This is a genomic window from Pseudomonas sp. NPDC086278 (assembly GCF_050280905.1).
Classification (GTDB): domain Bacteria; phylum Pseudomonadota; class Gammaproteobacteria; order Pseudomonadales; family Pseudomonadaceae; genus Aquipseudomonas.
Genome location: NZ_JBNNWE010000105.1, coordinates 1 through 22000, shown reverse-complemented (window position 1 = coordinate 22000; position 22000 = coordinate 1). Strand labels below are relative to the sequence as shown.

The window sequence follows — 22000 nt, the reverse complement described above, 5'->3', positions numbered from 1 at the left end:
CCACTGCAACCAGCAACAGCCAGGAATACCAACGCAGGGCAAAGCGCGAGCGGCGGGCAGTTTGAAGCTTGGGCAGAGGTGGGGTGGCCATCAAGGATGCGTTCCAGAAATTCAGGCTAGGGGTAATAGCACAATTGGGCTCGGCTCAGACGCCGCAAGACCCGGAATTATCCAGAGAAGATGTGAAAAAAACGGGAAATGGCGGGAACGACCTGCGCGGCCGATCACAGCAACCAATGGGGGAGCGGGCTTGCTCGCGAAGGCGCTGTGTCAGTCGACCTCTCTATCGACTGACACGACGTCTTCGCGAGCAAGCCCGCTCCCACAGGGTTTTGCGGTGTTGGTGTTAGCGCACGCTGCTGTTGAAGCGGCTCGCGCCGACCAATTCCAGCACCAGCTCATCCCCCACATTCAGCGGACCAACGCCCACTGGCGTGCCGGTCAGGATCACATCACCGGCCTGCAGCGAGAAGCAGCCAGCCATGTACTGAATCATCGGCACAATCGGGTTGAGCATGTCTTTGCTGTTGCCATCCTGGCGCACTTCGCCGTTGATGGTCAGGCGGATGCCGATGTCGGTCAGGTCGGCAAAGGTGCTGCCCGCCACGAACGGCGCAATCACCGCCGCGCCGTCGAACGACTTGGCGATTTCCCACGGCAGACCCTTGGATTTCAGCTCGGCCTGCTTGTCACGCAGGGTCAGGTCCAGCGCCGGGGCGAAACCGGAGATCGCATCCAGCACTTCTTCACGGCTCGGTCTGGTCGACAAGGGCTTGCCGATCAACACCGCGATTTCCGCTTCGTAATGCACCGCGCCGCGCTCGGTCGGAATGGCAAAACCACCTTCCAGCGTCACCACGCAACTGCCCGGCTTGATGAACAGCAGCGGCTCGGTAGGCACCGGGTTGTCCAGTTCCTTGGCGTGTTCGGCGTAGTTGCGGCCGATGCACACCACTTTGCCCAGCGGGAAGTGGATACGCGTACCGTCGACATACTGGTGCTGATAGCTCATGGACCGACTCCTGGTTCGTAGCTTTTAAGTTTGAAAGTCAAACAGCGAAGATCTTGCCCGGGTTCATGATGCCGTTCGGGTCGAACACCGCCTTGACTGCTTTCATGTACTCGATCTCAACCGGCGAACGGCTGTAGGTCAAGTAGTCACGCTTGGTCATGCCCACGCCGTGTTCGGCGGAAATCGAGCCGTTGTACTTCTCGACGGTTTCGAACACCCACTTGTTGACGGTCGCGCACTTGGCGAAGAACTCATCCTTGCTCAGGTTTTCTGGCTTGAGGATGTTCAAGTGCAGGTTGCCGTCGCCGATGTGGCCGAACCAGACGATTTCGAAGTCCGGGTAGTGTTCGCCGACGATCGCATCGATTTCCTTCAGGAACGCCGGGACTTTCGACACGGTGACCGAGATGTCGTTTTTGTACGGCGTCCAGTGGGAGATGGTCTCGGAGATGTACTCGCGCAGCTTCCACAGGTTTTGCAGCTGGGTTTCGCTCTGGCTCATCACGCCGTCCAGCACCCAGCCCTGTTCGACACAGTGCTCGAAGGTTTCCAGCGCGTGGTTGGCCACTTCTTCAGTGGTCGCTTCGAATTCCAGCAGCGCGTAGAACGGGCAATCGGTCTCGAACGGCGCCGGTACATCGCCACGGCCCATGACCTTGGCCAGGGCCTTGTCGGAGAAGAATTCGAACGCGGTCAGGTCCAGTTTGCTCTGGAACGCGTGCAACACCGGCATGATCGAGTCGAAATCGGCGGTGCCGAGGACCATGGCGGTGAGGTTTTTCGGCGCTCGGTCCAGACGCATGGTCGCCTCGACCACAAAACCCAAGGTGCCTTCCGCGCCGATGAACAGTTGGCGCAAGTCGTAGCCGGTGGCGTTCTTGATCAGGTCGCGGTTCAGTTCCAGCACATCGCCCTTGCCGGTGACGACTTTCATGCCGGCGACCCAGTTGCGGGTCATGCCGTAGCGAATCACCTTGATCCCGCCGGCATTGGTGCCGATGTTGCCGCCAATCTGGCTGGAACCGGCGGACGCGAAGTCCACCGGGTAGTACAAGCCTTTCTCTTCAGCGACGTTCTGCAGATGCTCGGTCACCACGCCTGGCTGACAGACGGCGGTACGGTCGGTGAGGTTCACGTCGAGAATCTGGTTCATGTAGTCGAACGAGACCACCACTTCGCCATTCGCCGCCACGGCAGCGGCGGACAGCCCGGTGCGACCGCCGGACGGCACCAGCGCAACGTTGTGCTCGTTGGCCCAGCGCACGATGGCCTGGACCTGCTCGGTGGTTTTCGGGAACACGATAGCCGTCGGGGCCGGAGCGAAATGCTTGGTCCAATCCTTGCCATAAGCATTCAGGGAGTCGGCGTCGGTCAGCACCTTGCCAGGCTCAACCAGGGTCTTCAGCTCATCAATCAGGGCAGGATTGGTCATCGACAGAACTCTCGAACAATTCATGGTCATCCTGAGAACGCTTCACGTCGCAGGAATGGGTGTTTAGCGGGGTGCGTATGCTAGCATACCGACCCCGCAGGATAGTGCCCAACGGCTATTCTGCGGTAACGGCATTGTTGCCGTTCGGGTCAGCATCTGTTGACCATTTCCTGCCATTTTTCTCCGGGATACAGGTTTACGCAGATGAGCAAGACTTCTCTCGATAAGAGCAAGATCAAGTTCCTTCTTCTCGAAGGCGTCCACCAATCGGCTGTCGACGTTCTCAAGTCGGCTGGCTATACCAGCATCGAGTACCTCACCGGTTCTCTGCCGGAAGCCCAGTTGAAGGAAAAGATCGCCGATGCGCACTTCATCGGCATTCGCTCCCGCACTCAACTGACCGAAGAGATCTTCGATCACGCGAAGAAGCTCGTGGCGGTAGGGTGTTTCTGCATCGGCACCAACCAGGTTGACCTGAACGCTGCCCGCGAACGCGGTATCGCGGTGTTCAACGCGCCGTACTCCAACACCCGTTCCGTCGCGGAACTGGTGCTGGCCGAAGCGATCCTGTTGCTGCGCGGCATCCCGGAGAAGAACGCGTCCTGCCACCGTGGCGGCTGGATCAAGAGCGCGGCCAACTCGTTCGAGATCCGTGGCAAGAAGCTGGGCATCGTCGGTTACGGCTCGATCGGTACGCAATTGTCGGTCCTGGCGGAAGGCCTGGGCATGCAGGTGTACTTCTATGACACCGTGACCAAGCTGCCATTGGGCAACGCGACTCAGGTCGGCAACCTGCACGATTTGCTGGGCATGTCTGACATCGTCACCCTGCACGTTCCGGAAACCGCAGCCACCCAGTGGATGATCGGCGAGAAAGAAATCCGCGCCATCAAGAAGGGCGGCATCCTGATCAACGCCGCTCGCGGCACTGTGGTTGAACTGCAGGCCCTGGCGGACGCGATCAAGGACAAGCACCTGATCGGCGCGGCCATCGACGTGTTCCCGGTGGAGCCGCGCTCCAACGACGAAGAGTTCGAAAGCCCGCTGCGTGGCCTGGACAACGTGATCCTGACCCCGCACATCGGTGGCTCCACTGCCGAGGCGCAAGCCAACATCGGCCTGGAAGTAGCGGAAAAGCTGGTCAAGTACAGCGACAACGGTACGTCGGTATCGTCGGTCAACTTCCCGGAAGTGGCCCTGCCGGCTCACCCTGGCAAGCACCGTCTGCTGCACATCCACGAGAACATTCCGGGTGTGATGAGCGAGATCAACAAGGTCTTCGCCGAAAACGGTATCAACATCTCCGGTCAGTTCCTGCAGACCAACGAGAAAGTCGGTTACGTGGTGATCGACGTCGATGCCGATTATTCGGAAATCGCCCAGGAGAAGCTGCAACACATCAATGGCACCATTCGTTGCCGCGTGTTGTTCTGATCGCTGTTTGAGCGACAAAAAAAGGGAGCTCCTCGGAGCTCCCTTTTTCATGCCTGCGCGAAAATCATTTCACCGTCACGGTGATCTTTTCCGAAACGATTGGCGGATCGAAAGCCATGTGGCTCTTGTCGCCCAGTTCCAGTTGCAAGGTGTGCTGGCCTGGCGTCAGCGTCAGCTCGGTTTCAGTCTGAGCCTTGCCAAAATGGATGTGGTTGGCATCGGCCGGAATCACCGCACCCGCCGGGATTGTGTCCTTGGCGTCGACCAGCAAGTGGTGGTGGCCGGTGTTGGCGGTGACATCACCCGCTGGCGCCAGAGCGATACCTTTGACTTCAAACTTGACCTTGAATGTCTTGTCCACAACCGCACCGCTGCTCGGTTCGACGATGCTGACTGAAGCACCCGCTGGCGCCGGTGTCGCAGCGCTGGCCATCATCGAGGCACCCAACAGAAGCCCTGCCAAGGCAGCACGTGACATGAATGTTTTCATTCTCTTCTCCAGTTTTTCCGTAAAATCCGCACGGCCGTGACAACTTCACGGCCATTCGTTGTCGAAGGACCTCGACAACCATAGCAAAGCGAGCCTGAACCAGAGCATCGCAATAAATGTATTCAAAGGAGTGACCATGCGCTTTTTGCCTGGCCTGATCTGCCTGCTACCTCTTCTGAGCCCTTTGGCTCATGCCGAACTGATTGACGACGTGAACGACCGTGGTGAATTGCGCATTGCCCTTGAGGCTAATACACCGCCCTTCAATTTCAAGGACGACGGCAAACTCACGGGTTTCGAAGTCGAACTGGGTCAGTTGCTGGCCAATGAACTGGATGTACGCGCCGATTTCGTCGTGACCGATTCGAGCGATCTGTTGCCCGGCGTCGAGACCGGCAAGTACGACATTGCGATCAACCACATAGCAGTGACCCCGGATCTCAAGGATCGTTTCGACTTCACCCAGCCTTACAGCTACGCCGATGCGCAATTGATCGGGCAAAAAGAAGCGCCACCGCGCTCGATGCTGCTGGTGCAGTCGCTGATCGAAGAGAAGCCGAAGGCTGCACCGGCGCTGAGCCTGGTGATTCCGTATCAGAAGGGCAACCCGGCGTTTCACGCCAGCCTGGAGAACGCGTTGCAGCGGATCAAGGCCGATGGGCGGCTGGAGGCGTTGTCGCAGAAGTGGCTGGGGGCGGATACGAGCGTGGCGCCCAAGCCCTGATCCATCGGCAATAGATCAGTTGTTGGAGCTTCACTGTGGGAGCGGGCTTGCTCGCGAAGGCGGCGGGTCAGTCGACATCTCTATCAACTGACCTACCGCCTTCGCGAGCAAGCCCGCTCCCACCAAGCTCACTCCCACAGGGTTTTGTGGTGGATGTCAGTTCAGGGTTGCCAATGCGGCTGCCGCTTGCGCCAACTCCAGCTCGCTGAAGACTTGCACGCCATGCCGCTTGAGTAGCGCGGCAGTGACGCCTTCGCCGCTGACCTTCACCCCACTGAAAGTCCCGTCATAGGTCAACAGATTCCCGCACGACGGGCTGTTGGCCTTGAGCACGGCAATCCGGATGCCGTGCTGTTGCACCAGCGCCAACGCCTGATACGCCCCCGACAGAAACTGTGCGCTGACATCCTCGCCTTCGGTGGTGATCACCGACGCAAAACCATCCAGTACTTCACCGCCCTGCCCGCCCGGAATCTCCGCCGCCGCCCTTGGTGTCGGCAATCCACCGGCGACTTCGGGGCACAACGGCACCACCCGACCTTCGTCGAGCCATTGGTCCAACTCATCAAACGGCCCGCTCGCCCCGCCGTCGTAACGCACGCGATGGCCCAGCAGACAGCGGCTTACCAGAATCTTTTGCATGCTCAGAACGGCTCGTTACCGCGACGCCGGAACCAGCCAGTCAACGACAGGCGCTCACGGGTCGCGGGCAGGACTTCGTGGGGGACCTCGCCGGACAGAAATACCACAAGGCATCCGCCGGTGGGCACCACGTCATGTTCGACGTTTTCATCGAGGTACATGCGCAACTGGCCGCCGTGTTCGGGCAGCCAGGCGTCATTGAGGTAGATCACCGCCGAGACCATGCGCCGGTCGTCGTCGCGGAAGCGGTCGACGTGTTTCAAATAGAACGCGCCGGGCGGGTACAGGGCGAAATGGCTTTCGTAGTCTTCCAGGCCCAGGAACAACCCGCGATTCATCGCCTCGCGCAGGCTGTCCATCAATCCCAGGTAGCTGTCGCACGCCTCGGCCTGACCGGGTTCGAGCCACTGGATATGGTCGCCGCGAATGCCTTCGCGGATCTCCGACGTCGGGCCACGGCCCACGGCGGCCGGCGCCAGTTCACCGTCGGCCGCACGTTTACGGCACTCAGCCGCCAGTGCTCGGGTCAGAGCCAGAGGCAGGAAAATATTCTGCTGCGACCAGCCGCGTGCAGCCAGGTCGTCGACGATACGTAACAGCAGCGGGTGATCAGAGGGTATTTGCATGGCGCGCATAGTATTCCTGCGCCAGAAAATCCGACAGAGCCGCGCGGCGGCTTGATACGAATTCTCGACAAGACCGTATGCCGCACGGAGAATAGTCGCCTGCTGACAGGAGTCCCTATGCGCCGTTTGCTTTTCCCACTGTTGATGCTCTGTGCTTGGCCCGCGTGGGCAGACAGCTACGACCAGTTGTACAAGGTCGCCGGCTGGCCAGATCAGCGCGCGCATTTTAACGACGCCCTCTCCGCCGCCCAGCAGCGCTACCAGAACAGCCTGCCGCCGGCGGTGTTCCAGGCGTTGGTGAGCAACAGCAACCAGCGCTTCGCGCCGCAGTCCGTGGACCAGCGTGCCGAAGCGCAACTGCGCAAGACCCTCGCCGATCCGAAACCTGCGCTGACTTTCTTTCAATCGCCGCTGGGCAAGAAAATCGTCGCCGCCGAACTGCTGGCGACCCGTCGCGACCAACTGGCGAAAAACGCCAAGGGCTTGCCGAAGATTCAGGCCAGCGACTCGCGTCAGTTGATCATCGGCCACTTGGCCCAGGCCCTGCCCGCGCGTGAGGCCGGCGCGGAAGTCAGCCTGGCGATTGCCGGCGTGGCGGCCGACAGTTTGAGTTCGATGATTCCGGGGTTGCTCGGCGGCGGTCAGGCCCAAGGCATGTTGAACGGTCAGCGCCAGCGTTTGATGGATCAGATCGGCACCGATCTGAACAACACGCTGCTGTATGTCTATCGCGACCTGTCGGATGACGAGCTGGAAGAATTCGCCACGTTTGCCGAGTCCACCGAGGGCAAGGCGTATTACGACGCGGCGCTGGCGGCGATTCGGGCGGGGTTGGCGGTGGGGCAGACAAACCCTCAGTAATGTTCGGCGCCTGAGAGATAGCTTTTGCGAGCAAGCCCGCTCCCACAGTGGCAGACAACTCCGTCCCCTGTGGGAGCGGGCTTGCTCGCGAAGAGGCCCTGACAGGCGCTAAAGATTCCGCCCCTTGATCCGCTTCGTCAAAAACCCGAAATACTCCTCGCGCAACGCCAGCGTCTCATTCGCCAGATGATGCCGCGCCTCAGGCAGCATCAGCACCTGCGGCCGATCAAACTTGGCCTTCAGCACCTCGAGGTTATGCTCCCAATCCACGGTCATGTCCGCCTGCCCCTGGACAATCAGCGGCCTACGCGGACTCTTCGGTGCGGCCTCGATGCGCTTGATCCACCGCGCCAGCGCCCCGACCCAAGCGGTCGGCAAGCGCAGCGGCTGCAACGGATCGGCTTGCAGGAACGGCAGGAAATCCGGGTCGTTGGAATTCTCGCTGAAACGCCGGGCGATGGCTTTGACGAACGGTTTAAGCAGGTAATAGCTGAGCTGCGACCAGCCCCAGGCACGCGGCCGCACCAGCGGTGACAGCAAGATCACCTGACCTTGCGCCGGACTGCTCGCCCCTTGATTCAACACATGATCAATCACAATCGCGCCGCCAGTGCTTTGCCCGCACAGGTGCCACGGCTGCGGCAGATCGAGGGACAGCGCTTCACCGAACAACCCTTGCAACGTGTGCTGATACTCGGCGAAATCCTTGATGCTCGCGCGCTCGCCACTGGACAGCCCATGGCCCGGCAAGTCGCAGGCGATCACCGCAAAGCCTTGATCCAGCGCCCACTCGATCACATGTCGATAGAGCCCGGTGTGATCGTAGAAGCCGTGAAACAGGAACAGCGTCGCCTTCGCCCGTTCCGGCCACCAGAATTGGCTGACCAACTCGTAGCCATCGACCTCGAAACGCCCCAGCCCCCTTTTCAAGGTCCGCCCCGGAAAATCCAGCCCGTAGAAGTGCTGATACGCCATGGCCTCGATCGACAGCGCTTGCCCTTCGGCCAATGGCCGCAGGCTGGCTCGCAGGTGATCGGGGTCGAAAGTGGCAGGCATGCAGGATTCCAGAGCGCTAAACAGACTTTATGGGCCTGCGATATTCATCTGTCGCGGCAAGCATGGCAAGCTAGCCGACCTTCGAGGATTGAAAGCCATGCGTCCGGCCTACCGCACCACACTGCTTGCCAGCCTGCTCGCCCTCGTGTGCGCCGGCGTGTTGTGGGCCGCGTATGACTGGTTTCAAGGGCGCTACTTGCGCGCGTTCAGCGAACACACGGCGGTGTTTTCCGGCGACCCGCTGCGCCTGCCCGATGAACTCGCCGGCCCCGGCGCCATCCGCCTGGTGCATTTCTGGGACCCGGCCTGCCCCTGCAACGTCGGCAATCAACAACACCTCACCGAACTGGTCGAGCGTTATGGACCGCAAGGCGTCGAGTTTTATGCGGTACAAAGACCCGGCAGTCACGGCCAGCTGCCGAACACGCTGAGCCAGATGAAAACCATCGCGGTGCTGCCCGGCTCCGAACAGATCCCCGCCAGCCCCGCAGTCGGTATTTGGGACCGCAGCGGCAAACTCGCCTATTTCGGCCCCTACAGCGAAGGCCTGACCTGCAATTCGAGCAACAGCTTTATCGAACCGATCCTGCAAGCGCTGAACGAAAGCCGCACGGTGAGCGCAACGCACACGCTGGCGGTGGGTTGCTACTGCCCGTGGCCGGTGGAAACCAAGTAAGGCATTCCTGACTTTTCCAGGACCGCGATGCCCGGCACAGGAGGACTGTGCTACATGTTTGCAGCCCACACGGGCGGCAATCCCCAAGCACAAGGAGTCACCATGAAGCGCGTCCTGACCGTACTGGTATTGCTGATCGTCACGCTCGTCATCGCGGTCGGCGGTTACGTGTACCTCAAGCAGCCGACGCGCCAGGGCCAGGTCGAGTTGCAGCGCCTTCAGAGTTCGGTGACCGTGCGCTATGACGAGCGCGGCGTGCCGCACATCCGCGCCGAAAACGAAACCGACCTCTATCGCACCCTCGGCTATGTGCAGGCCCAGGACCGTTTGTTCCAGATGGAAGCCATGCGCCGCCTGGCCCGGGGCGAACTGGCCGAGGTGCTCGGGCCGAAACTGATCGACACCGACAAACTGTTCCGCAGCTTGCGCATCCGCGAACGCGCCGCCAGTTATGTGGCCGCGCTGGATCGCCAGTCACCGGCTTGGAAGGCGCTGGAAGCCTATCTGGACGGCATCAATCAATATCAGGACACGCACGCAGCGCCGGTCGAGTTCGACGTGCTGGGCATTCCCAAGCGCCCGTTCACCGCCGAAGACAGCATCAGCGTCGCCGGCTACATGGCGTACAGCTTTGCCGCCGCGTTTCGCACCGAGCCGTTGCTGACTTACGTGCGCGACCAGTTGGGCGCCGAGTACCTGAATATCTTCGACCTCGACTGGCAGCCCAAAGGCGTGCTGGCCAAGACCCGTTCCACGGCCGGGCCAAGCCTCGCCGCCGGGGACTGGAAAGACCTGAACGCCCTCGCCCGCCTGAGCGAGCATTCCCTGGCCGACAACGGTCTGCCGCAATTCGAAGGCAGCAACGCCTGGGTCATTTCCGGCAACCGCAGCAAAAACGGCAAACCGCTGCTGGCCGGCGACCCGCACATTCGCTTCTCGGTGCCATCGGTGTGGTACGAAGCGCAACTGTCGGCGCCGGGCTTTGAGCTGTACGGCCATCATCAGGCACTCGTACCGTTTGCCTTTCTCGGCCACAACCTGGACTTCGGCTGGAGCCTGACGATGTTCCAAAACGACGACCTCGACCTGATCGCCGAGAAGGTCAACCCGGACAACCCGAACCAGGTCTGGTATCGCGGCAAATGGGTCGACATGGTCACCACCGAGCAGCAGATCGCGGTGAAAGGCCAGGCGCCGGTCACACTGACGCTGCGCCAGTCGCCCCACGGCCCGATCGTCAACGATGTGCTGGGCACTGCCGCCGGCAAGACGCCCATCGCCATGTGGTGGGCGTTCCTGGAAACGCCGAACCCGATCCTCGACGGTTTTTATCAGCTCAACCGCGCCGACACGCTGGCCAAGGCACGCGCAGCGGCGGCCAAGGTTCAGGCGCCGGGGTTGAACATTGTCTACGCCAACGCCAAGGGCGATATCGGCTGGTGGGCCTCGGCGCTGCTGCCAAAACGCGCGGCCGGTGTGAAGCCCGGGTTCATCCTCGACGGCAGCACCAACCAAGCGGACAAGGATGGTTTCTACCCGTTCAGCGCCAACCCCCAGGAAGAAAACCCGGCGCGCGGCTACATCGTCTCGGCCAACTTCCAGCCGCTGTCACCGACCGGGATGGAGATTCCCGGCTACTACAACCTCGCGGATCGCGGGCAGCAGCTCAATCGCCAGCTCAGCGACAAGAGCGTGAAGTGGGACAACGAGGCCAACCAAAAACTGCAACTGGGCACCACCACCGCTTATGGCCCACGCCTGCTGGCGCCGTTGTTGCCAGTGTTGCGTGAAGTGGTGAGCGATCCGGCGGAGCTGAAACTGGTCGAGCAACTGGCGCAGTGGGGCGGCGATTACCCGCTGGATTCCACCAGCGCCACGCTGTTCAACCAGTTCCTGTTCAACCTGGCTGACGCGACGATGCACGACGAGTTGGGCGATGATTTCTTCGACACGTTGCTCTCGACACGGGTGATCGATGCCGCGCTGCCACGACTGGCGGCGACACCCGATTCGCCGTGGTGGGACAACCGCAACACGCTCGGCAAGGAAACCCGCGCCGACACGGTCAAGGTGGCGTGGCAGGCGAGCCTCGCGCACCTCAAAACCACCCTTGGCGCTGACCCCACGCAATGGCAGTGGGGCAAGTCACACACCCTGACTCACGGGCATCCGCTGGGCGTGCAGAAACCGCTGGACCGGATCTTCAACGTCGGCCCGTTCGCGGCGCCCGGCAGCCATGAAGTGCCCAACAATCTTTCGGCCAAGATCGGCCCGGCGCCGTGGCCGGTGACGTACGGGCCGTCGACCCGGCGCCTGGTGGACTTCGCCGACCCGGCCCACAGCCTGACCATCAACCCCGTCGGCCAGAGCGGCGTGCCGTTCGACGCGCACTATGACGACCAGGCTGAGTCGTATATCGACGGGATTTACTATCAGGCGCACTTCAATGACGAAGAGGTCACGGCCAATACGCGCGGGACGTTGAAGTTTTTGCCGGCGCGGGCGACCCCTTAGATTTTTGTTGGCCGAGCCGACGCCTTCGTCGGAACGCCGCCCGGAGCAAGTCCGCTCCCACACTGGATCGGTGTACACACATCAAATGTGGGAGCGGGCTTGCTCGCGAAGAGGCCCGCAAAAACACCCAAAATGCATCGCTCAAACCATCGCCGCAAAGTTCAGCCTGAACTGCTGCGGCGTCACGCCCAACCGCCGGTTGAACACACTGCGCATGTGCTGGGCATCGCGAAAACCGCACTGATAGGCCACGGTTTTCAGCGGCGCGTGGGTGCTTTCGAGCAGCACGCGCGCGGCATCCACCCGCGCCCGCTCGACGAATTCCGCCGGGGTGATTTTTGCTTCCTTGGCGAACACCCGCGAGAAATTGCGCGCGCTCATGTTGGCGGCGTTGGCCAGGTCAGCGATGGTCAGGTCACCGGTGAGGTTGGCGAGCACGTAAAGCTGCACCAGCGCCACGGCCGAGGTCGGTTCGGCGTGGGGCGTGAGAAACGGGCTGAACTGCGACTGCCCGCCCGAGCGCTGGGTGAACACCACCAGCCGCTTGGCCACGCTCAACGCGACTTCCGGCCCGTGATCCCGGGCCAGCAAGTACAACGACAAATCAATCCCCGCCGTGACCCCGGCCGAGGTGTACAGCGCACCGTCCTGCACGTACAGGCGATCAGCCTCAACCTGCGTCGAGGGGCATAAAGCGGCCAGTGCTGTCGCATCGTTCCAATGGGTGGTAACGGTTCGCCCTTCAAGCAAACCGGCCCTGGCAAGCATGAACGCGCCATTGCAGATCGAGCCAAAACGCTGCGCCCGCCCGCAGGCATCCAGCAGCCAGCGATCAAATGCCGCGCCGAAATCCAGAAACGGCAATTGCGGCCCGCCGGCCACCAGCAGCAAGTCATAGGCTTGCAGCGCTTCGCTGAAATGCCGATGGGCGTTGAGCTGCAAACCGTTGGAACACGGCATCGTCCCGCGCTCGACGCCGATCACCTCCAGCCGGTAGTGGTCTGCGGGCGCCAGGAATCGATTGGCCTCGGCAAACACGTCCATGGGCCCGGTGACGTCGAGCGACTGGACGCCGGAGAAGACCACGATGGCGACGGTTTTACTCATGATAAAAAAGCCTCTATGAATCACGCGTACCTGTGGCGAATCCCATTCCCTGTGGTGAGGGGGCTTGGCGAAACGTCGCACCGCCCCGTTGGGCTGCACAGCGGCCCCAAAACCTTGGGAGCGCTACGCACTCCAACGGGGGCAAGCCCCCTCGCCACAAGGGCTCATTGACTGCGACCAACCCTAGCGAAACACTGCCCAACAAGCGAGGTTGGCGCGATATGCAGGTTCATTGGCAAGGATCGCAGCCATGCGTCGATTGTTCGCTTTTCGGCAGGGGCACAGACTTTACCCATCAGCGCCGCCACGGCGTTCCCGATGAGGAAAGCACCATGAGCAGCATCATTGCCGGCATCAAAATCCCCGACAGCGCGTTGGCCAGGGCCACCACCGAATACATCCGCGACGTTGAATCCGATCTGCTGTACCACCACTCGCGCCGAGTGTTTCTGTTCGGGGCCTTGAGCGGCGAACGCAAGCAACTGGCGTACAACCCGGAGCTGTTATATGTCGGCGCGATGTTCCATGACCTGGGTCTGGTGGACGGTCAGCGCAGCGATGACGACCGTTTTGAAGTCGACAGTGCCAATGCCGCCAAAGCGTTTCTCAAGCCTTATGGGCTGAGCGACGACGACATCGAACAAGTGTGGTTGTCGATTGCCCTGCACACCACGCCGGGCGTACCGCAACACCTGCGCCCGAATGTGGCACTGGTGACCGCTGGCGTCGAGATGGACGTGCTGGGTATCGATTACGCGGCGTTCCCCACCGAGCAGCGCGAAGCGGTGGTACACGCCCACCCTCGCGGTGAAGGGTTCAAGGAATGCATCCTGTGTGCGTTCGCCAACGGCTTCAAACACAAGCCCGACACCACGTTTGGCACGGTGAATGCCGATGTGCTGGTGGACAGCGAGCCGGGGTTCAAGCCGATGAACTTCGTCGAGATCATCCGCAAATCCCCTTGGGTGTCCTGAAACAACTGTGGGAGCGGGCTTGCTCGCGAAAGCGCTGTGTCAGTCGAGATCTACATCGACTGATACGGCCCCTTCGCGAGCAAGCCCGCTCCCACATGGGATTTGGGTTGGCCACATTTTTGTGGTCAACCCGGCACTGCATTCAGGCCACTTCCGGCGCCGGTGCGCGACGCACGTCCGGTTGCTTCCACGAATCGGCAGCGCCTTCTTCGATGGCTTGCTGAATCGCGCGTTTGCGGCTTTCTTCGGCGCGGCGGCTGAAGAACCAGACCAGGAAGGTCACGATCGACACCGCCAGCAGAATCAGGCTGGCCACGGCGTTGATCTCCGGCTTCACGCCCAGACGCACCGCCGAGAACACTTCCATCGGCAGGGTCGTCGAACCCGGGCCCGACACGAAGCTCGCCAACACCAGGTCATCCAGCGACAGCGCGAACGACATCATGCCGCCCGCCGCCAGCGACGGCGCGATCATCGGGATGGTGATCAGGAAGAACACCTTCCACGGCCGCGCACCGAGGTCCATCGCCGCTTCTTCAATCGACAGGTCCAGCTCACGCAAGCGCGCCGACACCACCACCGCCACATACGCCGCACAGAACGTGGTGTGGGCGATCCAGATGGTGATGATGCCGCGTTCCTGTGGCCAGCTGATCATCTGCGCCATCGCCACGAACAGCAGCAACAGCGACAGACCGGTGATCACTTCGGGCATGACCAGCGGCGCGGTGACCAGGCCACCGAACAACGTGCGGCCCTTGAAGTGGGTGATGCGCGTCAGCACGAACGCCGCCAGTGTCCCCAGCGCTACCGCGGCAATCGCGGTGTAGCAGGCGATTTCCAGCGAGCGCACTACCGAGCCCATCAGTTGGGTGTTGTCGAGCAGGCCGACGTACCACTTGATCGACCAGCCGCCCCACACCGTCACCAGTTTCGAGGCGTTAAACGAGTAGATCACCAGGATCAGCATCGGTGCGTAGATGAACAGCAGGCCGAATACCAACATGAAGCTTGAGAAATTGAAGCGCTTCATTCTTTGCCCTCCATTTCTTTGGCCTGACTGCGGTTGAACAGGATGATCGGCACAATCAGGATCGCCAGCATCACCACCGCCAGGGCAGACGCCACCGGCCAGTCACGGTTGTTGAAGAACTCTTGCCACAGCACTTTACCGATCATCAGCGTTTCCGGACCGCCGAGCAGTTCCGGGATCACGAACTCGCCCACCACCGGAATGAACACCAGCATGCAGCCGGCGACGATGCCGTTTTTCGACAGCGGAATGGTGATCTTCCAGAAGCTGTTGAACGTGCTCGAACCCAAGTCCGATGCGGCTTCCAGCAGGCTGTGATCGTGCTTCACCAGGTTGGCGTACAGCGGCAGGATCATGAACGGCAGGTACGAATAGACGACGCCGATGTAGACCGCGAGGTTGGTGTTGAGGATCTGCAGCGGTTCGTTGATCCAGCCCATGCTCATCAGGAAACCGTTGAGCAGGCCGTTGTTGCTGAGAATGCCCATCCACGCATAAACGCGGATCAGGATCGCCGTCCAGGTCGGCATCATGATCAGCAGCACCAACACCGTTTGCAGCTCTTTGCGGGCGCTGGCGATGGCGTAGGCCATCGGGTAGCCGATCAGCAGGCAGAGGACGGTGCTGATCAGCGCCATCTTCAGCGAGCCGAGGTAGGCGGCGATGTACAACTCGTCGTCGCCGAGCATCGCGTAGTTGCCCAGATTCAACAGCAACTGGAGCTTTTGGTCGATGAAGCTGTAGATCTCGGTGTATGGCGGGATGGCCACGTCGGCTTCGGCGAAGCTGATCTTCAGGACGATGAAGAACGGCAGCATGAAGAACATGAACAGCCAGATGAACGGAACCCCGATGACCAGCTGACGGCCACCGGGAATTATTCGATTGAGGCGGCGTTTGAATTTGCGCATGTTCATGAGCGAAGTACCACGCCGCTGTCGTCTTCCCAGTACACGTAGACCTGATCGCCCCAGGTTGGGCGCTGGCCACGGCGTTCGGCGTTGGCCACGAACGACTGCACCAGTTTGCCGCTCGGCAGTTCGACGTAGAACACCGAGTGCCCGCCGAGGTAGGCGATGTCGTGGACCTTGCCGCTGGACCAGTTGTATTCACACGTCGGCATGTCGGCGGTGACCAGCAGTTTCTCCGGACGGATCGCGTAGGTGACGGACTTGTCCTGCACCGAAGTGCTGATGCCGTGGCCAACGTAAATCTTCCGGTCCAGGTCCTTGCAGGTGATGATCGCGTGGCCTTCGGCGTCGTCGATCACTTCACCTTCGAAGATGTTGACGTTGCCGATGAACTCGCAGACCAGACGGCTGGTCGGGGTTTCGTAGATGTCGATCGGGCTGCCGATCTGGGCGATCCAGCCCAGGTGCATGATCGCGATGCGCTCGGCCATGGTCATGGCCTCTTCCTGGTCGTGGGTCACCATGACGCAGGTTACGCCGACGCGCTCGATGATCTCGACCAGCTCCAGCTGCATTTGCGAACGCAGTTTTTTATCCAGCGCGCCCATCGGTTCGTCGAGCAGCAACAGCTTCGGCCGCTTGGCCAGGGAACGTGCCAGTGCCACACGCTGACGCTGACCGCCGGACAATTGATGCGGCTTGCGCTTGGCGTATTGACTCATCTGCACCAGCTTGAGCATTTCCGCCACGCGGGCATCCACCTCGGCTGCCGGGATCTTGTCCTGCTTGAGGCCGAAGGCGATGTTCTGCGCCACGGTCATGTGCGGGAACAAGGCGTACGACTGAAACATCATGTTGATCGGTCGCTCGTACGGCGGCATGTCGGTGATGTCGACGCCGTCGAGGAAAATGCGCCCCTCCGTGGGCCGTTCGAAACCTGCGAGCATGCGCAGCAAAGTGGACTTGCCCGATCCCGAGCCGCCGAGCAGGGCGAAAATCTCGCCTTTCTTGATTTCCAGGGACACATCGTCCACGGCAATCGTCTCGTCGAACTTCTTCGTGACCCGGTCGATTTTGACCAGCACCTGTTTAGGTGACTGGTCGCCCTCGAGGGCTTTCTTATAGGCGCCGGAGGCAACTGCCATTTACGAAACTCCCAGAAAAAAAGAGTGCAGTTCGCTCGAGGTGAGCCAACCTTGGATAGTTTGAGCCTTGAAGCTATTTACCCGTCTTGACCTTGGTCCAGCTGCGGGTCATCAAACGTTGAATGTTCGGTGGTAACTCGATCGACACGTAGGTCTTGTCGAGGACGGCTTGCGGGGGATAAACCGATTCGTCGGTGCGTATGGACTGTTCCATCAGTTTGTCCGACGCCGGGTTAGGGTTGGCGTAGCCGACGTAATCACTGACCTGCGCGATAACTTCAGGTTTCAGCAGATAGTTGATGAAGGCGTGGGCTTCCTTGACGTTGGCCGCGTCTTTTGGAATCGCCAGCATGTCGAACCACAGCGCGCCGCCCTCTTTGGGAATCGAGTAGGCGATGTTCACGCCTTTCTTGGCCTCTTCGGCGCGGTGCTTGGCCTGGAACATGTCGCCGGAGAAACCGATGGCGATGCAGATGTCGCCGTTGGCCAGGTCCGCGATGTATTTCGAGGAGTGGAAATAGGTGACGTACGGACGCACCGCGAGCAACTTGGCCGTGGCCTTTTCGTAATCCTTGGGGTCTGTGCTGTTGGCGTTGAGGCCCATGTAGTTGAGGACCGTCGGCATCATTTCATCGGCGGAATCGAGGAACGCCACGCCGCAACTGTGCAGTTTCTTGATGTTCTCAGGCTCGAACAGCACGCTCCACGAGTCGATCTTGTCGACGCCCAGAACAGCCTTGATCTTGTCGACGTTGTACCCGATGCCATTGGTGCCCCACAGATACGGCACGGCATACAGGTTGCCCGGATCGTTTTGCTCCAGACGCTTGAGCAGCACCGGGTCGAGGTTGCCGTAGTTCGTCAGCAGCGACTTGTCGAGCTTCTGGAAGGCACCCGCCTTGATCTGCTTGCCCAGGAAGTGGTTGGACGGCACGACCACGTCGTAACCGGTGCGCCCGGCCAGCAACTTGCCTTCCAGGGTTTCGTTGGAGTCGAAGACGTCATACACGGGTTTGATGCCGGTCGCTTTCTGGAAGTCGGCCAGCGTGGTCTCACCGATGTAATCGGACCAGTTATAAATATGCACCGTACCGGCGGCCTGGACGGTGAGCGCGAGCGTCAGCCCGGCGCCGGCCAGCAATGCATTGCGCAACAAAGAAAAAATAGGCAAGTGGAGGTCCTCTAAAATTAGTTGGGCCCAAGTTGCCCCGCGTTACATGACAGACAGAGCTGCCCAGCAACAAAACCGGCGCGCAACTTACCCTCGATAAACCATTCCAGCAAAACTTTTATGCCACGACCCTTGCAGAAGCGAGCTTGCTCGCGATGGTCGTCAACGATAACGCGGTGTGGCTGACACCCCGCGTCGTTACGTTTTTGTTCGCGAGCAAGCTCGCTCCCGCAAGGTTTACGGTTTATTTACCGGATTTGATCTTGGTCCAGCTGCGAGTCAGCAGCCGCTGGGTCGCGGCCGGCAAATCGGCAATCGCGTACAGCTTGGCCATCACATTTGCCGGTGGGTAGATGCCCGGGTCGCTGGTGATGTCTTTATCCACCAGTGGCGTGGCGGCGGCGTTACCGTTCGGGAAGCGCACGGCGTCGGTGATTGACGCCATGACTTGCGGCTGTAGCAGGTAGTTCATGAACTTGTAGGCGCCTTCAACGTTTTCGGCATCTTTAGGGATGGCGACCATATCGTAGAAGCTGCCAGCACCTTCTTTCGGAATGTTGTAGCTGACCTTGACCTTGTCACCGGCTTCAGCGGCGCGGGACTTGGCCTGGTAGATGTCACCCGAGTAACCGACGGCCACGCAGATGTTGCCGTTGGCCAGGTCGGAGATGTACTTGGACGAGTGGAAGTAGGCGATGGAAGGACGGACTTTCAACAGCAGGGCTTCTGCCTTGTCGATGTCTTCTTTCTTCTGGCTGTCGGTTGGCAGGCCCAGGTAGTGCAACGCCGCCGGAATCATCTCGGTTGGCGAATCGAGCAGGCTGATACCGCAGGACTTCAGCTTCGCGGCATTTTCAGGCTTGAAGATCAGGTCCCAGGAATCGGTCGGTGCATCGGCGCCCAGTGCAGCCTTGACCTTCTCGGCGTTGAAGCCGATACCGATCGAACCCCACATGTAAGGGAAGGCGTGTTCGTTGCCCGGGTCGCTCACCGATACCGCTTTGAGCAGGTCAGGGTTGAGGTTTTTCCAGTTAGGCAGCTTGGACTTGTCCAGCGTCTGGTAAACGCCGGCCTTGATCTGCTTGGCCAGGAAGTTGTTCGACGGCACGACGATGTCGTAGCCGGACTTGCCTGCCAGCAACTTGGCCTCAAGGGTTTCGTTGCTGTCGAAAACGTCGTACACCACCTTGATCCCCGACTCTTTCTCGAAGTTCGCGATGGTGTCCGGAGCGATGTAGTCGGACCAGTTATAGACGTGCAACACCTTGTCGTCCGCCTGCACTGCACCCGCCATTGCGCCCAGCAGGGACATGGCGAGGAGGGTCTTGCCAGCTATCTTCATACCTAATGCCTTCATGGGTAATGCTCCAATTTTTCTTTTTAACCACGTGCTCAGCGGCCGTTTTACTGGGCATCCGAACAACCGGTAGTCTGGCAAGTTCCAAGGCAGCCTTTCAAGGAAAGACCCATCCTTTATTTGCACTGGGCGAAGTGCAGGTTTCGCACCCCGCCCAGAGCCTAGCACTTAGGATTGCAACGCACTCAGGGTCAGGTCCAGGCACTTGCGCGCCTTGGTCACCAGCTCGTCGATTTCCGCCTTGGTAATCACCAGTGGCGGCGCAATGATCATGGTGTCACCCACGGCACGCATGATCAGGCCGTTATCGAAGCAGAAGGTGCGGCAAATCATGCCGACGCCCTTGCCTTCGTAACGTTTGCGAGTGGCCTTGTCCTGAACCAGTTCAATAGCCCCCAACAGGCCGACCCCGCGCACTTCCCCCACCAGCGGGTGATCGTTCAGTTCCCGCAGACGCTTTTGCAAATAGGGTGCCGTTTCGGCATGAACGCGCTCGATAATTTTTTCTTCGCGCAGGATACGGATGTTCTCCAGCGCCACCGCAGCGGCCACCGGGTGCCCCGAATAGGTGAAACCGTGGTTGAAATCGCCGCCCTCATTGAGCACCGCGACCACTTCGTCGCGCACGATCAGGCCGCCCATCGGGATGTAACCGGAGGTCAGGCCTTTGGCGATGGTCATCATGTCGGGTTTGAGGTCGTAATAATCAGTACCGAACCACTCGCCGGTACGGCCGAAACCACAGATCACTTCGTCGGCCACGAACAGAATGTCGTATTTGGCGAGGATTTCCTTGATGCGCGGCCAGTAGGTCTCTGGCGGAATGATCACGCCGCCGGCGCCCTGAATCGGCTCGGCAATAAAGGCGCCGACGTTGTCGACGCCGACTTCCAGAATCTTTTCTTCCAGCTGGTTGGCCGCCCAGACACCGAACTCTTCCGGGGTCATGTCGCCGCCTTCAGCGAACCAGTACGGCTGGGCAATGTGGACGATGCCCGGAATCGGCAAGTCGCCTTGTTCGTGCATGTACGTCATGCCACCCAGGCTCGCGCCGGCCACGGTGGAACCGTGGTAACCGTTCTTGCGGCTGATGATGACTTTCTTCTTTGGCTGGCCTTTGATCGCCCAATAGTGGCGGACCATACGCAGCATGGTGTCGTTGCCTTCGGAGCCGGAACCGGTGAAGAACACGTGGTTCATGCCTTCTGGCGCGATGTCGGCGATGGCTTTGGCCAGCTCCAGCACCGGCGGGTGAGCCGTCTGGAAGAACAGGTTGTAATAAGGCAGCTCACGCATTTGTTTGCTGGCGGCATCGGCCAGCTCATCGCGGCCGTAGCCGATCGCTACACACCACAGGCCGGCCATGCCGTCGAGGATCTTGTTGCCTTCGCTGTCCCAGAGATAAACGCCCTTGGCGCTGGTGATGATGCGCGGGCCTTTTTCTTTCAATTGCTTGAAGTCACTGAACGGGGCCAAGTGGTGGTCGTTGCTCAGGGCCTGCCATTCACGGGTTTGCGGGTTGTTGCTGGTCATGCGAATTCTCCTTGTTGTGGGTTGGAGCGCCGCCAGAAGCAGCGGCGCCCGGCGCATCAGACGGCGAAGAGCAGGAATTCCCGCTCCCACGAACTGATCACGCGCTTGAAGTTTTCATGCTCGGCCCGCTTGACCGCGACGTAGCCAGTGATGAATTTCTTGCCCAGGTATTTCTCGACAGTCGCGCTGTTTTCCATCCGTTCCAGCGCGTCTTCGATGGTCAGTGGCAGGCGCAGGTTGCGGCGTTCATAGCCACGGCCCACCACCGGCGCACTCGGGTTCAAGCCTTCGACCATGCCGATGTAGCCGCAGAGCAGGCTCGCAGCAATCGCCAGGTACGGGTTGGCGTCGGCGCCCGGCAGGCGGTTTTCCACCCGACGGTTTTGCGGCCCGGCGTCCGGCACCCGCAGGCCCACGGTGCGGTTCTCTTCGCCCCATTCCACGTTCACCGGCGCCGAGGTATCAGGCAGGAAGCGGCGGAACGAGTTGACGTTCGGGGCGAACAGCGGCAACAGCTCGGGAATCAGTTTCTGCAGGCCACCGATGTGGTGCAGGAACAGTTGGCTCATGGTTCCGTCTTCATTAGAGAAGACGTTTTTGCCGGTTTCGATGTCGATGATGCTCTGGTGCAAGTGCATCGCGCTGCCCGGCTCGCCGGTCATGGGCTTGGCCATGAAGGTGGCCGCCACGTCGTGCTTGAGCGCGGCTTCGCGCATGGTGCGTTTGAACACCAGAATCTGGTCGGCCAGGGACAGGGCATCGCCGTGACGGAAGTTGATTTCCATCTGCGCCGTGCCGTCCTCGTGGATCAGCGTGTCGAGGTCCAGCTCCTGCAATTCGCACCAGTCGTAGACGTCTTCGAACAGCGGATCGAATTCGTTCGCCGCTTCGATAGAGAACGATTGACGACCGATTTCCGGACGCCCGGAACGGCCGATTGGCGGTTGCAGCGGGTAGTCGGGATCGTCGCTGCGCTTGGTCAGGTAGAACTCCATTTCCGGCGCCACGATTGGCTGCCAGCCCCTGTCGGAATAGAGTTTCAGGACCTTTTTGAGCACGTTGCGCGGCGACAGCTCGATCGGGTTGCCTTGCTTGTCGTAAGTGTCGTGGATCACCTGGGCGGTCGGCTCGATGGCCCAAGGCACCAGGAACACCGCGTTCTGGTCGGGGCGGCAGATCATGTCGATGTCGGCCGGGTCGAGCAGTTCGTAATAGATGTCGTCTTCGACATAGTCGCCGGTCACGGCCTTGGGCCATGTGATCGATTTCATTCTGGTGCATTGGCAGAATCGCTGGTACTTC

Annotated in this window: 20 protein-coding genes; 6 read left to right on the top strand and 14 right to left on the bottom strand. The window is 60.5% G+C overall.

Annotation, left to right across the window (positions count from 1 at the left end):
- Positions 1-346 precede the first annotated feature (346 nt).
- On the bottom strand, positions 347-1012 hold the full coding sequence (locus ACQKP4_RS24555; protein ID WP_427636373.1) for a fumarylacetoacetate hydrolase family protein: 666 nt from the start codon (positions 1010-1012) through the stop codon (positions 347-349).
- 37 nt (positions 1013-1049) lie between these two features.
- A complete protein-coding gene (locus ACQKP4_RS24550; protein ID WP_427636371.1) occupies positions 1050-2444 on the bottom strand; it encodes an FAD-binding oxidoreductase in 1395 nt (464 codons plus the stop codon).
- A 204-nt stretch (positions 2445-2648) separates the two neighbouring features.
- On the opposite strand from ACQKP4_RS24550, the gene serA reads away from it, so the two are divergent.
- Complete coding sequence (serA, locus tag ACQKP4_RS24545) at positions 2649-3878, top strand: phosphoglycerate dehydrogenase (protein ID WP_427636369.1); 1230 nt, start codon at positions 2649-2651, stop codon at positions 3876-3878.
- Between the two features lie 64 nt (positions 3879-3942).
- On the opposite strand, the gene ACQKP4_RS24540 is transcribed toward serA, so the two are convergent.
- Positions 3943-4368 carry a DUF4399 domain-containing protein gene (locus ACQKP4_RS24540; protein WP_427636367.1) on the bottom strand — a complete coding sequence of 142 codons (426 nt, stop codon included), beginning with the start codon at positions 4366-4368 and terminating at the stop codon, positions 3943-3945.
- A 136-nt stretch (positions 4369-4504) separates the two neighbouring features.
- Here ACQKP4_RS24540 and ACQKP4_RS24535 point away from each other — a divergent pair, with 136 nt between their 5' ends.
- Entirely contained in the window at positions 4505-5092 is a 588-nt protein-coding gene (locus ACQKP4_RS24535; protein ID WP_427636365.1) for a transporter substrate-binding domain-containing protein, read from the top strand.
- A gap of 156 nt (positions 5093-5248) precedes the next feature.
- On the opposite strand, the gene ACQKP4_RS24530 is transcribed toward ACQKP4_RS24535, so the two are convergent.
- Positions 5249-5734: a DUF523 domain-containing protein gene (locus ACQKP4_RS24530; RefSeq protein ID WP_427636363.1), complete on the bottom strand. Its 486-nt coding sequence runs from the start codon at positions 5732-5734 to the stop codon at positions 5249-5251.
- 2 nt (positions 5735-5736) lie between these two features.
- Entirely contained in the window at positions 5737-6369 is a 633-nt protein-coding gene (locus ACQKP4_RS24525) for a 2OG-Fe(II) oxygenase (protein ID WP_427636361.1), read from the bottom strand.
- A 108-nt stretch (positions 6370-6477) separates the two neighbouring features.
- Here ACQKP4_RS24525 and ACQKP4_RS24520 point away from each other — a divergent pair, with 108 nt between their 5' ends.
- Entirely contained in the window at positions 6478-7221 is a 744-nt protein-coding gene (locus ACQKP4_RS24520; protein WP_427636359.1) for a DUF2059 domain-containing protein, read from the top strand.
- A 108-nt stretch (positions 7222-7329) separates the two neighbouring features.
- Here ACQKP4_RS24520 and ACQKP4_RS24515 read toward each other — a convergent pair whose 3' ends face one another.
- Positions 7330-8277: an alpha/beta hydrolase gene (locus ACQKP4_RS24515; protein WP_427636357.1), complete on the bottom strand. Its 948-nt coding sequence runs from the start codon at positions 8275-8277 to the stop codon at positions 7330-7332.
- 97 nt (positions 8278-8374) lie between these two features.
- Here ACQKP4_RS24515 and ACQKP4_RS24510 point away from each other — a divergent pair, with 97 nt between their 5' ends.
- Complete coding sequence (locus tag ACQKP4_RS24510) at positions 8375-8953, top strand: DUF6436 domain-containing protein (protein ID WP_427636355.1); 579 nt, start codon at positions 8375-8377, stop codon at positions 8951-8953.
- 102 nt (positions 8954-9055) lie between these two features.
- Complete coding sequence (locus ACQKP4_RS24505; protein ID WP_427636353.1) at positions 9056-11467, top strand: penicillin acylase family protein; 2412 nt, start codon at positions 9056-9058, stop codon at positions 11465-11467.
- 141 nt (positions 11468-11608) lie between these two features.
- Here ACQKP4_RS24505 and ACQKP4_RS24500 read toward each other — a convergent pair whose 3' ends face one another.
- Positions 11609-12574 (bottom strand): GlxA family transcriptional regulator, encoded by a 966-nt coding sequence (locus tag ACQKP4_RS24500; RefSeq protein WP_427636351.1) that lies wholly within the window; start codon positions 12572-12574, stop codon positions 11609-11611.
- Between the two features lie 332 nt (positions 12575-12906).
- Here ACQKP4_RS24500 and ACQKP4_RS24495 point away from each other — a divergent pair, with 332 nt between their 5' ends.
- Positions 12907-13548, top strand: coding sequence for an HD domain-containing protein (locus ACQKP4_RS24495; protein WP_427636349.1), 642 nt, complete (start codon positions 12907-12909; stop codon positions 13546-13548).
- A gap of 142 nt (positions 13549-13690) precedes the next feature.
- On the opposite strand, the gene ACQKP4_RS24490 is transcribed toward ACQKP4_RS24495, so the two are convergent.
- The 7 genes from ACQKP4_RS24490 to ACQKP4_RS24460 form a co-directional block, all read right to left on the bottom strand.
- Positions 13691-14581, bottom strand: a complete 891-nt coding sequence (locus ACQKP4_RS24490) for an ABC transporter permease subunit (protein WP_427636347.1) — start codon at positions 14579-14581, stop codon at positions 13691-13693.
- A complete protein-coding gene (locus ACQKP4_RS24485) occupies positions 14578-15459 on the bottom strand; it encodes an ABC transporter permease subunit (RefSeq protein ID WP_427636377.1) in 882 nt (293 codons plus the stop codon). The genes ACQKP4_RS24490 and ACQKP4_RS24485 overlap by 4 nt, the downstream gene beginning before the upstream one ends.
- Positions 15460-15494: 35 nt before the next feature.
- A complete protein-coding gene (locus tag ACQKP4_RS24480; protein ID WP_427636345.1) occupies positions 15495-16637 on the bottom strand; it encodes an ABC transporter ATP-binding protein in 1143 nt (380 codons plus the stop codon).
- 73 nt (positions 16638-16710) lie between these two features.
- Positions 16711-17808 (bottom strand): polyamine ABC transporter substrate-binding protein, encoded by a 1098-nt coding sequence (locus tag ACQKP4_RS24475; RefSeq protein ID WP_427636343.1) that lies wholly within the window; start codon positions 17806-17808, stop codon positions 16711-16713.
- A 244-nt stretch (positions 17809-18052) separates the two neighbouring features.
- Complete coding sequence (locus ACQKP4_RS24470; protein WP_427636375.1) at positions 18053-19150, bottom strand: polyamine ABC transporter substrate-binding protein; 1098 nt, start codon at positions 19148-19150, stop codon at positions 18053-18055.
- 183 nt (positions 19151-19333) lie between these two features.
- On the bottom strand, positions 19334-20698 hold the full coding sequence (locus tag ACQKP4_RS24465; protein ID WP_427636341.1) for an aspartate aminotransferase family protein: 1365 nt from the start codon (positions 20696-20698) through the stop codon (positions 19334-19336).
- Positions 20699-20754: 56 nt separating this feature from the next.
- The coding region (locus tag ACQKP4_RS24460; RefSeq protein WP_427636339.1) for a glutamine synthetase family protein at positions 20755-22000 on the bottom strand (1246 nt) is incomplete at its 5' end.